The organism is bacterium (assembly GCA_016708025.1).
Classification (GTDB): Bacteria; Zixibacteria; MSB-5A5; order GN15; family FEB-12; genus FEB-12.
Window position 1 is genome coordinate 336,699 of record JADJGQ010000001.1, and the last position, 13,743, is coordinate 350,441.

General features: G+C 55.1%; 11 protein-coding genes and 1 tRNA gene. 5 read left to right on the top strand and 7 right to left on the bottom strand.

Going from position 1 to position 13,743, the window contains the following annotated elements; genetic code table 11:
* Nucleotides 1–122 precede the first annotated feature (122 nt).
* From IPH75_01530 to IPH75_01555, 6 genes are all read right to left on the bottom strand, one after another.
* Nucleotides 123–440, bottom strand: a complete 318-nt coding sequence (locus tag IPH75_01530) for an RNA-binding protein (protein MBK7140743.1) — start codon at nt 438–440, stop codon at nt 123–125.
* A 65-nt stretch (nt 441–505) separates the two neighbouring features.
* A complete protein-coding gene (locus tag IPH75_01535) occupies nt 506–1,210 on the bottom strand; it encodes a type 1 glutamine amidotransferase (protein ID MBK7140744.1) in 705 nt (234 codons plus the stop codon).
* A gap of 84 nt (nt 1,211–1,294) precedes the next feature.
* Nucleotides 1,295–2,191 (bottom strand): polyamine aminopropyltransferase, encoded by an 897-nt coding sequence (speE, locus tag IPH75_01540; GenBank protein MBK7140745.1) that lies wholly within the window; start codon nt 2,189–2,191, stop codon nt 1,295–1,297.
* 87 nt (nt 2,192–2,278) lie between these two features.
* Complete coding sequence (locus IPH75_01545) at nt 2,279–3,448, bottom strand: type III PLP-dependent enzyme (GenBank protein ID MBK7140746.1); 1,170 nt, start codon at nt 3,446–3,448, stop codon at nt 2,279–2,281.
* Nucleotides 3,449–3,466: 18 nt separating this feature from the next.
* On the bottom strand, nt 3,467–3,880 hold the full coding sequence (locus IPH75_01550; GenBank protein ID MBK7140747.1) for an S-adenosylmethionine decarboxylase proenzyme: 414 nt from the start codon (nt 3,878–3,880) through the stop codon (nt 3,467–3,469).
* Nucleotides 3,881–3,915: 35 nt separating this feature from the next.
* Nucleotides 3,916–4,458 (bottom strand): helix-turn-helix transcriptional regulator, encoded by a 543-nt coding sequence (locus tag IPH75_01555; GenBank protein ID MBK7140748.1) that lies wholly within the window; start codon nt 4,456–4,458, stop codon nt 3,916–3,918.
* A 530-nt stretch (nt 4,459–4,988) separates the two neighbouring features.
* Between IPH75_01555 and IPH75_01560 the strand changes: the two genes are divergently transcribed.
* The 5 genes from IPH75_01560 to IPH75_01580 all read left to right on the top strand — a co-directional run bounded on the left by IPH75_01560 (nt 4,989) and on the right by IPH75_01580 (nt 10,092).
* Entirely contained in the window at nt 4,989–5,531 is a 543-nt protein-coding gene (locus IPH75_01560; GenBank protein ID MBK7140749.1) for an outer membrane beta-barrel protein, read from the top strand.
* A gap of 12 nt (nt 5,532–5,543) precedes the next feature.
* Nucleotides 5,544–6,074, top strand: coding sequence for a hypothetical protein (locus IPH75_01565; GenBank protein MBK7140750.1), 531 nt, complete (start codon nt 5,544–5,546; stop codon nt 6,072–6,074).
* Nucleotides 6,075–6,226: 152 nt separating this feature from the next.
* Nucleotides 6,227–7,606 (top strand): dihydrolipoyl dehydrogenase, encoded by a 1,380-nt coding sequence (gene lpdA / locus IPH75_01570; GenBank protein MBK7140751.1) that lies wholly within the window; start codon nt 6,227–6,229, stop codon nt 7,604–7,606.
* Nucleotides 7,607–8,165: 559 nt separating this feature from the next.
* Nucleotides 8,166–8,239: transfer RNA gene (locus tag IPH75_01575), tRNA-Met, on the top strand.
* A 116-nt stretch (nt 8,240–8,355) separates the two neighbouring features.
* Nucleotides 8,356–10,092 carry a DUF885 domain-containing protein gene (locus IPH75_01580; protein ID MBK7140752.1) on the top strand — a complete coding sequence of 579 codons (1,737 nt, stop codon included), beginning with the start codon at nt 8,356–8,358 and terminating at the stop codon, nt 10,090–10,092.
* Between the two features lie 276 nt (nt 10,093–10,368).
* Here IPH75_01580 and IPH75_01585 read toward each other — a convergent pair whose 3' ends face one another.
* Nucleotides 10,369–13,638 carry a PD40 domain-containing protein gene (locus tag IPH75_01585; protein MBK7140753.1) on the bottom strand — a complete coding sequence of 1,090 codons (3,270 nt, stop codon included), beginning with the start codon at nt 13,636–13,638 and terminating at the stop codon, nt 10,369–10,371.
* Nucleotides 13,639–13,743: the final 105 nt, after the last annotated feature.

Below are 13,743 nucleotides of genomic sequence, written 5' to 3' on the forward strand. Positions count from 1 at the left end.
ATGACGCTGGGGGGAGATTAGGCAGAAGGGGAGGTCTGTCGCTATTGTAAACAAAAACGGCGGGCGAATTGCCTGCCGTTCTTGATATAGAGATTGTTATGAAGATTCAGTTGTATGCGCGATTAGCGGGGGTCGCGGCGGGGGGTGTTGAAGCCGCCATGGCGGTCGCCACCTCTGTTGCCACCGCCGGAGCCGCCTTCTTTCGGCTGGCCGACATTCACTTTGAGATTTCGTCCGCGGAGCGGTTTACCGTTCATCTCGGCAATAGCCGCATGCGCCTGCTTTTCATCCGGCATTTCAACAAAGCCAAAGCCGCGGGGCTGGCCGGTTTCACGATCTTTGATGATCTTGGCGTAGGCCACATCGCCAAAGGGGGCGAAGGCATCTTTCAGTTCCTGTTCTGTCGCTTCGTGGGACAGATTCCCGACATAGATATTCATCGAAAAACTCCACAACGTTTATAAATAATGTATCCCCGAATAAATTCGTCTCTCCGGGAGTGTCGTTACCTGCTGGTTACCATGTTTTGGAAGAAGTTATCGAGCAGTCTATAGTTCAAGTTCTTAGCAGTCTCCGCAATGGGTCGATAGCCGGCGGTCAGTTGTTCGCGAGTTTTGCCGACCTCGACCAGTTCATGCGCATACTTGTCGCACCAGACCGAAGTTTCCTCGAGCGGAGTTTCCAGGTGGAACTGGATCCCGACCAGATTCCCTTTCCGGAAAGCCTGGTTTTTGCACTCGGTCCCTTCGACCAGTAATTCAGCGCCAAAGGGCACCTTAAAGGTGTCACCATGCCACTGGAATACATCGAATATATTGTCAAATCCAGCGAACAGGGAATCATTTTTCCCGGCCTCGGTGAGGGATACCTTGCAGGCCCCTATCTCTTTGACGGGGTTTGGGTTAACCTCAGCGCCGAGGACCTTTGCGAGGAGTTGGCCCCCAAAACAGATGCCCAGATAGGGGATGTTCTGCCGGACAGAAGCTGACACAAAGTGAAAGAGCTTTTTGAGGTAGTCAAACTCGTTCAGGCGGGTGACCGATTCGGGGCAGCCCATCGCAATAATGGCGGAGATATCGGCCTGATCCGGGAATGCGTCTCCGGAGTAGGACTGCATCAGGATGAAAGGGATTTTGCGGTCGCGCATGTAATCAACCGTGCTTCCGGCGGTCTCATACTCGCAGTTTTGGATTATCAGTACTGGTTTCATGACGGCCAAGATACATGGTGTGCGGAAAAAGAAAAGCCCCGAGATGAGATTCTCATTCGGGGCTCGTAAGATATTCGAGGGAAACTACTTCAGCAGTTCTTTGACCCAGGTCGGGAGGGCAAAACAGCCGCGATGGATGTCATCGTTGTAGTAGCGCGTTTTCATTTTCAGGCGGTCATAACGAGCCTGGTCGAAGTTGGCGATCGGGTCGTACTTCTTCGAACAGAACGCGAATGACCAGTAAGTGGACGGATAGATCGGCATAAAGCAGGTGTAGGCTCTGACCATCGGGAAGACCGCTTTCAGGTTGGCATGGATGCCGGGGAAAGATTCCTGATGATAGAAAGGGGCCTCGGACTGGGCGACGAGGATGCCGTCATCGTTCAGGCGATTGAAGACGTTTTGATAAAACGGCTTCTGGAAGAGCTCTTCTGCCGGGCCGACCGGGTCGGAGAGGTCGAGCATGATGACATCGAACTTATCTTTGCCGTTGGCGATGAACTCCTTGCCGTCCTGGAAGACCAGTTTGGCGCGTTTGTCATCCGCGCCGGTGGTCAAGTAGGGGAAATACTTCTTCGAGACCTCGACCACTTTGGAGTCGATCTCGCACATGATGCATTCTTCGACCTCGGGGTGCTTCATGATCTCAGTGAGGGCGCCGCAATCGCCGCCGCCGATGATCAGCACGCGCTTCGGATTCGGATGCGAGAAGAGCGGGACATGGGTGATCATCTCGTTGTAGGCATTGTAGTCTTTATCAGCGGCCATGAGGGAACCGTAGAGGACAAGCAAGCGGCCATAGTCCTGCGATTCGAGGACATCAATACGCTGAAATTCGGATTGGGTCGATTCGACTATCCGATCAAGTTTGATAGTCAGGCCGGAGAGTCCTTCGTGCAACTCCGAGTACCAGACATTCCAGAGGTTGGTCATGGACGGTTCGGAGACGCGCTGACCCTTATCAATCTGCTGCTCGCTCATCTTACTCCTCGAAACTTCTGTCGTGATTGTGCATGCTGAATAGAAAAAGGCCCCACTCCGTCGGGAATGGGGCCCTCGGTTGATTGCTTAGTCCAGAATGTTGTAGCCGGGCCGCTTCAGCGAGTTAAAGTCGCAGGCAGAGGCCGCGCAGTAGGCTCCGGTCATCGGGAAGACGATCGCATCGCCAACCTCGAGTTCCGGGATCATCAGGCCATCGTACATCACGTCAAACGAATCGCAGGTCGGGCCGGCAAGGACCGACAGCTTTTCGTGGCCGTGTTTGTAGGTGACGACCGGATAGGTGCAGTGGTCATAGACGATCCCCGAGAAGGTCGAGTAGAGACCGTCGTCGAGATAGTACCAGACCTTTCCATCGCGTTCAGCTTTGCCAATGACCGAAGTGACGAGGGTCACCGGGCTGGCCGAGATGAAACGTCCAGGCTCACAGATCAGCTTGATGCCGGGGCGGATCTGCTTGTCGAGGGCAGTCCGGATCGGGGCACAGAGATCTTCGATCGACGGGATCGGCTCGGTGTATTCGACCGGGAAGCCGCCGCCGATATCGAGGACGCGGGTATTGAATCCGGCCAGATCAAGCGCGTGGATCAGTTCGTGTGCGGCATTGATCGCCTTGACATAGTTGTCGGCGTAGACGCACTGTGAACCGATGTGGAAGCAGAGGCCATAAAATTCATGGCCGGCTTCTTCGATCGCGCGGGCGAGCGGCATCACCTCGTCCACCGTGCAGCCGAATTTGTACTGCAGGTTAACGACAGCGGTCGTTTCGGTTTTGATACGGAAGCGGATCATGAATTTCAGTCTCTGGTCCTGATAACGAGAGAGTTTCTTGACCTCTTCCATATTGTCGATCACAAAGACCTGAACTCCTTTGGCGACTGCATAGTCGAATTCGGAGACGGTCTTGACCGGGTGCGAATGGATCAGCGAGGCGACATCAACGCCAGTCCGGAGGACGGTGTCGATCTCGCGCGCGGAACAGACGTCGAAGTTACCGCCATGGGCGAAAACTTCATCGATCACCGCCTGTTCGTTGTTCGATTTGACGGCGTAATGGATGCCGACACGGGGGAGAGCGGCCTTGAGGGCCTCATAATTCCGCCCGACTTCGGCCCGCGACAAAAGCATCATCGGCGTTTCGAGGTTTCTGGCCTCGAACAGTTCTCGAATGAGGCCGGTATCGACCCCACGGAAAAGCGCGGTATTTTCGACCGCCGCGAAATGCATAGAGTGGGTCATCCTGTTACCCTCCCTTGGCTAGGCCTGGGCAGCCACGTTACAGATTTGTGGAAACGGCTTGTGTCTGATGACCTCATCAGTAGCCGACGGGATCCCGCGTTTCAGTTCCTGGATGTGGAAATTGCCAGCACCGAGAACCGAGGCGAGATACTCATGGGCCTTGTACGGGTCTACGCTGTCGCCGCAGGTGAAGAAATCAACTGCCGCGTAGCCGTATTCCGGCCAGGTGTGAATCGAAATGTGTGATTCTGCGATCACCACAACCCCGGAGACCCCCTGCGGATTGTACCGGTGAAAGACCGAGCGTACGATAGTGGCGCCGGAACGGCGGACTGATTCGCACATCCCTTCTTCCAACAGGCGGATATCATCGAGGCTGCGTTTGTCGCACTCGGAATACTCCACGATGAGATGCCGTCCGAGAATCTTCATCTTTCAGATCCCTCCTTAAGGGTCCAAAGAGTTACTTACATCTGGGGCGGGGTGATCACCCACAAAAGCTTGACCACAGTCCGTCCGTTGTTCATCACCTGGTGAGTCCTGTCGGACTCGAAATAGAAACAGTGCCGGCTGGGCACCGTGAAAGTTTTCTTGTCGATCCGCAGGGTGGCGGTGCCGTTCAGTACGTAGCCGAACTGTTCACCGGCGTGCGGTCCCCGCGGTTCCATTTTCTCGCCGGGTTTGATCTCCAGCAAGATCGGGTCCATCAGATTGTTGGTCGAACCCGGGACCAGCAATTCGAATTTGCTGACTCCCCAACCTTCGACCGGTACCCGCTCAGCGGGTTCGAAAACGACCTTCTCTTCGGTCGTGTCGCTGAAAAACTCCGACAAGGTGACGCCGAGGGCGTCGAGCAGATCGGAGAGCGAGTCGACCGAGATAGAAGTCTGGTCGTTCTCAAGCTGGGAAATGAACCCCTTCGTCAGCTGGGCGCGGTCCGCCAATTCCTCCTGTGTCAGGTCGGAGGCGAGGCGCAAGGCCCGTATCTTCTCACCGATCTTAAGGTTCACTCTGTCCTGTCTACTCCAGTGTCGGTTTAATAAACCGTAACTTTAGGTTTAATAAACGGCGTCAGTATAACCTAAGTTCCAGATATGTCAAGAATTTTTTCCCCGCAGGGCAGATTTTTTTGTGGCGGGAGCGGAGCGGGCCGGGTGGGGAATGTAAAATTAGAGAGAAATGGTCTACGATTGAGTTTCGGTCGGTTTCTCCAGTGAAACCGCCGTCGGCGAGGCGGAGACGGGGAGGTTGATCGGCGTGAAGGGAAAAAAAACGGGGAAGAGAGCGGGAGATGACAGGCGGATCGGTGGAGCGAGTGCGGAACATGGACGAAGGGTGGTGTAGGGACTCTGGGAGGAAAAGTGGCGTCAGGGGCGCTGTTCAGGGATTCAAGGAGGAACTGGAACTCCTTGTACCACTATGGGCTGGGGATGATTTTATTGTTGCATGAGGTACTACGTGGAGCTACCTTATCCTGAATCAAGGTCTGGGACAATTTTTCTCGCCTTTCTCGGACAGAGCACAATCTTAAGGAGGTAGTATGAAGAGAGTAATGCTCGCGGCTCTTGTTCTGCTTATGGCGCAGACAGCGGTGCAAGCACAAACGCCATCGCTGGGAGTCGGCGCCTACGGTGGTATCAACATCCCATTAGCGATGGATGATCAGGCCAGCGGGACAGTCTTCGGTTTCCGTGGACGAGTCAAGGTGTTGCCATTTCTGGTAGCGGAGCCGAATATCATGCTGGCGAAATGGGGAGATCCGGACGCTATCGACGGTGTCGACCTCGGCATCAAGGGCTCGAAGATCACGGGATTCGGCGTGGATGCCACTCTTGGCGGTTTGCCGGGCGGCGTTGGGTTCAAGCCATTTCTCGTTGTAGGTGTCGGATCGTTTAAGATCAAAAACGACGACACTGGGTTTGATGAGTCCAACCTTGGATTCAAGGGCGGGCTTGGGTTCGGTATTGGCATGTCGCCAAAGATCGATCTGGATGTTCGTGGCGCTCTCTTGGTTGTTCCGCAGGAAGATGGCGGTTCCAAGAAGGGTGCGTTGATAACGGCCGGCGTTTCGTTTAACCTCTAAGGAGTAGTACGAATGATCACGCGAATGAAGATACTTGCTCTGGCGGGGCTGATCGCGGTCGCCGCCTTGATCTCCGGATGCCTGGTCTCCGGGACGTTTATTATTGTCGAGACGTTTGATTTCACTGCCGGTACTGGTTTCTACCATTACACGGTGGATATTACCGATGAGGCAGATTGGGATAGTCACAAAGATGATATCGACATGATCGATGCCGTCGGCGCGGAGTTCTATATCACCAGCACCGAAGCGGGTGATGTCACGTTCAGCGTCTGGGTGGATGACTTTGGCGATGACCACGCGACCGAAGGGGCCGTTGTAGCCAACGCCACTCCGATCATCGAAGACTTCACCGTGGCTCCCGGTACGACCAAGATCACGTATGCCCAGTCGCTGGGAGTGATCAAGAATCTGGACCGTCTGAAAGCGCTGGCCAAAATCGGTCAGTTTGAGTATTACGGCACCAGCTCCGGCAATCTCGGCAACACGTTTGTCGTGGATTCGGGCAAGGTGATCGTGACTTTCTCGGCCTCTGGTTCCTAAGTATCGCTTTGATCCTGTTATATTTGGCCGGTTCTCGTCAGAACCGGCCTTTTTTTCGGCCACTACTTGCCTAGTTCGTGAAAACCTTTAGATTACCGCCGCGTTCCATATCGTCAAGAGAGAAGGAGTAAGCCATCGAAAGCTACAATATAGTGATTCTCGGCGGCGGCCCCGGCGGCTATTCGGCCGGCATCCGGGCAGCCATGAAAGGGGCAAAAGTTGCGGTCGTGGAATACCGTGAACTTGGCGGCGTCTGTTTGAACCGCGGATGTATCCCGTCCAAGGCGCTGATCGCGTCGGCCACCCAATACAAGAATATGAAAGAGGCGGAGACGTTTGGGATCAAACTCCCCGGCGCTCCGGTCTATGACTGGCTGGCGATGCGCGCGCGCAAAGATAAGATCGTCAGTATGCTGGTCGGCGGTATCGGGTCACTGTTCAAGTCGCATGGCGTGACGCACTACAACGGATTCGGACGATTGGCTGGCCCGAATATCATCGTCGTGACCGATGAAAATGGGGTCGAGACCAAAATCAAAGGTGAGAATATCATTATCGCCACCGGATCGCGCGCGGCGAATATCCCGATCTTCCCGATCGATGGTAAGCGTATCCTCACCTCGGATCATCTGCTGGAGCTGGAACATCTGCCGCAGTCAATCCTGATCATCGGAGCAGGGGTGATCGGTTGTGAATGGGCCTGCATGCTGGCGCTCCTGGATGTCGAGGTGCATATGGTCGAACTGATGGATCATGCGCTCCCGATGGAAGATACCGGCACGGCTCAGTTGCTGGAACGCGAGCTTAAGAAATTAAAGGTCTCGCTCCATACCAAAACCAAGGTTGAAGGGATAGTCGGCGGTCCGGCCGGGATCCAGGCGAAACTTTCCAATGGAAAGGTGATCGACGCCAATCAGGCGCTGGTGGCGGTGGGACGCTCGTTTAATACCGAGGATATCGGATTGGAAGAGGCGGGAGTCGAAAAGGCGAAAAACGGCTCGATCCCGACCGGTCCGGATATGCGGACCAATGTCAAAAATATCTTCGCGGTGGGAGACGTGCGCGGAGATATCCTGCTTGAATATACGGCGGTGCATGACGGCTCGGTAGCGGTCGACAACGCGCTCGGCGGCAAGCGGACCAAAAACTACCTGGGAGTCCCCTCGGTTATCTTCACGCATCCGGAAGTAGCCTCGGTTGGGTTGCGTGAGCAGCAGGCGGCGAAGGAGTTTGATATCGCAGTCGGGAAATTCCCGCTTCGAGTGCTGGGGAAAGCACATGCTGAAAATGAGATCGCCGGCGAAGTGAAGGTCATTGGGGATAAAAAGACCGACAAGATCCTGGGAGTTCACGCGATCGGTATCCACGCGACGGAGATCATCCATGTCGCCGCGTTGGCGGTGAACCAGGGGATGACTGTGACGCAGTTGGGGAACCTGATCTTTGGGCACCCAGTGATTTCTGAGGCGGTAATGGAGGCGGCCCATGACCTGCATGGGGTGTCGGTCCATCTGGCGAAGAAGCGGTCGTAGCGCGCAGAATCTGCTTAAGTGACCAAAAAGGGTTGATTTCGATGAAGCCGTACGCATTTGGTGCGTGCGGCTATCTTCTTGTGGGACAATGGCGATGTCTGGAAATCGCCAGTTCTGCTCGGTTTTGTCGTCGCAGGATGTGCGTTTGCTGATGCGAGAGGGGGTGGGGTGAATTGGTGTGCGGTGGCGTAAGCGATTATGTGTGAGGCAATTAGTGAAAATGTACGGAACCGTGCGGCTTTGGCACAGCGATTGTATATAAGTCTATCGAAGTTAGTTACTCTTAAATATACGCAGTATGGCGGTGAAGGGTATTTAAGAGGTGGGGATTAAGGAGTTGCTTGTGAGGGGCAACTCCTTTTTTCAAAAGGAATCGTTGCAGGGTTTGGGTTTCACTCTGCTTTAGATATCTCCTGTCGATTGTTGTGACATAGCTGCACCTGCTCCAACGAGTGGGTGCAGATTTGTTTATGGGGAGGATTACGTCGCACCATCGGGGTGGCTGACAAGCTGCTTGACGTCCGCAGGAAAATCATTACATTGGTCCCCTCTTTGAAATGGCGGCGTAGCTCAGCTGGTTAGAGCAGCGGAATCATAATCCGCGTGTCCGGGGTTCAAATCCCTGCGCCGCTATTGAATTCCCCGAAAAATCTTCATGGCAGAATCAGTGGGACCAAGGCTTTCCGTTGCCTTTGCCGGCAATTTCTTATTGGTTTCAGGGAAATCAGTATCACCAACACAGGCAGGTTATGGGAAATTCACTGACCAGTCAGATAGAAGCGTTGGAGCGATCCGGCGAAGCGCCATCGGCAAAACTGAATCGGTTTTTCGAGTTGGCGTGGCAGTACCAGATGGAGGAGTACCCGGAGTGGGGGACATTTCTGGGATTTGCCGAGCATAATGACCGCTGGACAGACCGTTCGGCTGAGGCTTTCCAGCGGCGCGTTGCAGACTGGAAAACCATGCAACGGGTGCTTAATGCGATTCCGAAGCACGGGCTGGGCCAACAAGAACTACTCAGTATTGAGCTGTTTTCAAGGAATCTCGAAGAGGAGTTGACCGCGGCGGAGTTTCGGTCGGAGTTGGTAGCGACAACCCAGATGGATGGGATTCAGCAGGAGATCCCGCGGACACTGGAGATCATGCCGCTGGCGACGGCGCACCAGCGGGAGCAGTTCTTGAGTCGATTGGAGAAGATTCCCGAGGCGATCGCACAGACCACGTCGCTCATGGCGGAAGGTATGAAGCTGGGAATCACGCAGCCGCGCGGGCCGATGCGCGGATTGCCGGAGCAGATAGCGAACTTGATCACCAAAGAGCCGGCTGACTCGGCAATCCTGGTGGCGCTGGGAAATCGGCCGCCTGAGGTATCGGAGCGGGATTGGGAGCAGTTTCGCCAGCAGGCGTTTTCGGTCTATGCGGGAACGATCCGAAATTCGCTCAAGCAGTTTTTTGGATTCATCAATGACCAGTATCTGCCGAGTTGTCGGGTGGAGACGGCGTGGTCCTCGATGCCGCGCGGCCGCGAGTGGTATGAGTTCCTTCTGCGGAAGAATACGACGATTGAGATGACCGCGGATGAGATTTTCGAAACCGGACATGCTGAGGTAGCGCGGATACGGGGAGAGATGGAGCAGGTCATCAGGCTTGCGGGGTTCAAGGGGGGATTCGACGCGTTCACCGAATTTTTGCGAACCGATTCGCAGTTCTATTTCACCGACCCACAAGAGCTACTCCGGACCTATCGAGATATCGCGAAGCGTGTAGACCCTGAGCTGGTGAAGTTCTTTGGGATCCTGCCGCGCCTTCCGTACGGCGTGACGCCGATCCCGTCATTCATGGAGAAGCAACAGACGACTGCGTACTATCAGCCGGGTTCGGCCAAAGGGGGGCGGCCGGGATACTTTTATGCCAATCTGTACAATCTGCCATCGCGCCCGAAGTGGGAGATGGAGGCGCTTACTTTGCACGAAGCGGTGCCGGGGCATCATCTGCAGATAGCGCTGGCGCAGGAACTGGACGAGATACCGAGATTCCGGCGGGAGTCCTGGATAACGGCGTATGGTGAGGGATGGGCGCTATACTCAGAGAGTCTGGGTGAGCAGATGGGGTTTTATGCCGATCCGTACGCCAAATTCGGGCAGTTGACATTCGAGATGTGGCGGGCGATCCGGTTGGTGGTGGATCCGGGGTTACATGCCAAAGGCTGGAGCCGTGAACAGGCGATCCAGTTCTTTATGCAGAATTCGAGCAAGCCGCGGCATGATGTCGAGGTAGAGATAGATAGGTATATCGTCTGGCCGGGGCAGGCGGTGTCGTACAAGATCGGGGAGTTGCATATCAGGTCATTGCGGAAGAAGGCGGAGACGCAGTTAGGGGAGAAGTTTGATATCAGGTCATTCCATGATGAGTTGTTGAAATATGGGTGTGTGCCGTTGGCGACGCTGACATCCATTGTCGACGCATGGGTTGAGTCGAGAAAGTAAGGCGGCGAGCGTCAGACCCGCCGCAACGGAACTAGGGGTAGGGCAGACCAGGAGGTCTGCCGCTCAGTAACCCAGGTTCTCGGCCGCCGGGGGGGGCAACGGTTCAAGGAAACCCAGGTCTCAGGTCGCCGGAGGGTCACAGGAAACCCAGGTCCCGGAGGGGCAGGTAGCCCAGTTCTCAGTCTCTCGAGGATCACGGTCACTCAATCCCAGGTTCTCAAATCTGCTCTAGGCAGATTTGGAACCTGGGCTACGATATAATGCTAATAGATTTTTTTAGTGCTCGTGCTGGAGGCACGAGGTGTTGATATCTGAGCCACGAATACCCATCAGATTTGGGCCGACCGGAAGCGGTTTTCTGATCGGTTCGATCTGTTCAAGCGTCTTCGCATCGTACAATCTTCCATTGATCATAGTGTACAGAATATTCTCGGACTGGCGGATATCAGTCAATGGGTCACCATCGATAACGATCAAGTCTGCGAGCATTCCGGGTTGGATGGACCCGAGTTTGTGATCGAGGCCGATCGCTTTGGCGCCCATCCAGGTGGCGCAGCGGAGAGCTTCGTGGTTGGTCATGCCGCCTTGTTGAAGCATCCAGAGTTCCCAATGCGCGCCAAGTCCCTGCAACTGGCCGTGGGCGCCGAGTTCGACTATACCGCCGCGACGGAGAATATCGGTAGCTGTCTTCGCGGCGGCGAAGTGATGATATTCCGATTCGGGGGCCATGGGGCGACGGCGTGAGCGCGGGTCAAGCACGGACCGCGGCGTGAAGTGAGCGAGGCGTTCGTTCTCCCAGACATTGTCATGCTGGTACCAGTAGTTCTCTCCCATGATACCGCCATAGGCCACGATCAAGGTGGGGGTGTAGCCAGTTTGTGATTTGCTCATCAACTGGAGTTCCGGGTCATAGAGCGGGGCGACCGGAACGCAGTGCTCAACCGTGGTGTGGCCATCGAGGTAGTGCGTCATATTGTAATGGAGAGTGGAGCCGCCTTCGGGGACAACCATGACGCCGAGTTCACGCGCGGCCTTGATGACCATCTGACGTTGCTCGCGACGTGGCTGGTTGTAGCTCTTGACGGAGAACGCGCCCCAGGCGGTAGTGCGTTTGATTGCGCTGACCGCGTCTTCATACTTGTTGATGACGGTTTTGAAACTGCCATCGGCGCCGTAGAGAATCGTTCCAGTGGAGAAAACACGCGGGGCGAGGTTTTTCCCCTGAAGTTGCAGTTCTGATTCGGCAAAGATCATCTCGGTGTTGTTCGAGGGATCATGCGTGGTGGTCACGCCAAAGGCGAGATTGGCCAGCCATGACCATTGTTGTTGCGGGTAGATATCCTGATTGGATGAACCGGTATGGGCATGGATGTCTACAAGGCCGGGCATCAGCAGTTTACCGGTGATATCGATGACTTTGGCGCCGGCAGGAACTTTGATCTGATCTTTCGTACCGACCTCGGTGATGAGATTCCCTTTCACATGGACGACACCGTTTTCGATGATGGAGAGGTCATGCATCGGGGCGATGCGTGCACCAACAAAGTAGACATCGCTATTCGGGATATCTGCTTTTTCTTGCCAGCCAAGGTTGACAGTTTTCGGCGTGAGCGTAGTGTCAGACTTGCTGCTGTCTGGTTTCGGCGCGTAGAGCGTGGCGAGATCGATGCTGAAGTATTCCGGCCCAAGCGACCAGTTTATCGTCTTGCTGTCAGCCGACCAGTTCAAATAGGTGCCGCCATCTTTGGAGAGTCTTTTCTGAGGCAGCGAACGGGTTTCGGGGCTGAGGTCGAGTGGAGTGGCTGTGCGCGGGAATGGCACAACATAGGTTTGCCAGAGTTCTTCGAAAGCGAGCCAGTTTCCATCGGGCGAGAGTTCGTAATTACCAGCGCGGACGGATTTGGCGAGGACGCGTCGGTCGGAGCCGAGGAGATTGACAGAGATGAGCGCAGATCCTTCACCTTCGCCGGAAACCAGAGTAATGCGCTGGCCATCGGCGGAGAATCTGGGATTGCGGCCCTCGCGAGTAATGAGACGCGGAGGAGTGAGTCCCTTAGCATCAACGACGTAGATGCCCGGTTCTTCATCCCACATTCTGCCGCGGTAGCCATCGCCACTCCCGCGATGGTAGACCACCCAATTTTTGTCAGGAGAGAATGCGGCAGTAACGTAGTGGCCGGGTTGCGAAACGACGATCTGCTCCCTTTTCGTCGCGAGGTCAATAATTTTGACGCGGCCACCGGTTGTGTCGTTCCAGGTGACACAGGCTGCCGACTTTCCATCGAGCGACACTGACGGCGCAAATTCGTAATGGTCGGTTTGCGAGGTCAGACGAGTGCGTTTGCCGGTTGAAGGACTATAGCGATACAGATAGCCAAGCGCCTGGAAAAGGAGATCGCCGGAAGAGCCAATTGTCTGTGGCCAGCGCACAACTTTGACGGAGAACTCCGGGCCACCGATCTCCTGCGGGAAACGAAGCACCTGCGCGACTTTCTGGCTGACATCGACAGAGAAGGGGATAGGAGCGACAGTACCATCAGCGATGGTCACTTTCCAAAGCTTTCCTTTGGCGGTGATGACGATAGCACGACCATCGGGAGTCCAGTCGAATCCGGGATGGACACCAAAGATCGACCAGGTCTCCTGCTGATCTTCATCGAGACCATCCCAAAGATGGCGGACTTCGCCGGAAGAGATGTCATAGAGGCTGAGGACGGATCTCTCGCGGACACGACGGACAAACGCCATGGTTTTGCCGTCGGGAGAGATCTGCGGTCGGACCGCGCCGCCATTGAGGTTTATCAGCTCAGTGATCTCGCCGGTCTCAAGATTGAGGCGGCGGATCATGTAGATGGTGCCGTTCGGGTCTTTGTTGTACTGGAATGAGGGTCCGGCAGTCATGTCCTCTGACCAGTAGAGGTATTTGGCATCGGGGGAGAAGATTGGCTCACCGGCATCCTGCTGGTCATTCTTCTTGGTTGTGAGTTGAATGCCGACACCGCCTTCGGGAACTTTGTACATCCACATCTCACCAGCGCCCATCGAGCGATAACCGGTGAAATGTTTGCGGGCGACGATGTAATTACCCGACGGGTGCCAGGTGGCGTTGTTGAGCAGGCGGAAATCTTCTTTCGTTATCTGAACAGGATTCAGACCATCGATATCCGTTACCCAAATGTTGTCAGCTCCGGCGCGGTCGGAGGTGAAGGAGATATGTTTTCCATCGGGGCTGAAGCGCGGCTGAATTTCGTAGGCTGGACCACTGGCGATGCAGGTCGCCTTACCACCTTCGATCGGCATAGTGTAAATGTCGCCGAGGAGGTCGAACACGAGGAGCTTGCCGTTGGGGTGAATGTCGACGGATATCCAGGCTCCCTCGGAAGTGGTGAAGGCGAGGGTGTCATAGGGGACGCCGAAATCCGAGACATTCCACTTTGGATCGGCTTTGGCCGGTTTGGTTGAGTCAGTAGTGGTTGTATCTGCGTTCGCGATCAAAGCGAAGGCGAGATAAAGGAGTGAAAAGAGAAATGAGAGCGTGCGAGACATTTGCTGATACCTCCTGCGTAGCGACGGTTGTGACGGGCGATATGGGCGTCACAGCAGTGAAGAGTATATAAGGATGTCGACTTTGGAAAGCGATTTTTGGGCGCA

Bases quoted from the DNA above. Each gene is read 5' to 3' on its own strand.
- IPH75_01530 (MBK7140743.1), bottom strand. From the start codon at position 440: ATGAATATCTATGTCGGGAATCTGTCCCACGAAGCGACAGAACAGGAA.
- IPH75_01535 (MBK7140744.1), bottom strand. From the start codon at position 1,210: ATGAAACCAGTACTGATAATCCAAAACTGCGAGTATGAGACCGCCGGA.
- speE (MBK7140745.1), bottom strand. From the start codon at position 2,191: ATGAGCGAGCAGCAGATTGATAAGGGTCAGCGCGTCTCCGAACCGTCC.
- IPH75_01545 (MBK7140746.1), bottom strand. From the start codon at position 3,448: ATGACCCACTCTATGCATTTCGCGGCGGTCGAAAATACCGCGCTTTTC.
- IPH75_01550 (MBK7140747.1), bottom strand. From the start codon at position 3,880: ATGAAGATTCTCGGACGGCATCTCATCGTGGAGTATTCCGAGTGCGAC.
- IPH75_01560 (MBK7140749.1), top strand. From the start codon at position 4,989: ATGAAGAGAGTAATGCTCGCGGCTCTTGTTCTGCTTATGGCGCAGACA.
- IPH75_01565 (MBK7140750.1), top strand. From the start codon at position 5,544: ATGATCACGCGAATGAAGATACTTGCTCTGGCGGGGCTGATCGCGGTC.
- IPH75_01580 (MBK7140752.1), top strand. From the start codon at position 8,356: ATGGGAAATTCACTGACCAGTCAGATAGAAGCGTTGGAGCGATCCGGC.
- IPH75_01585 (MBK7140753.1), bottom strand. From the start codon at position 13,638: ATGTCTCGCACGCTCTCATTTCTCTTTTCACTCCTTTATCTCGCCTTC.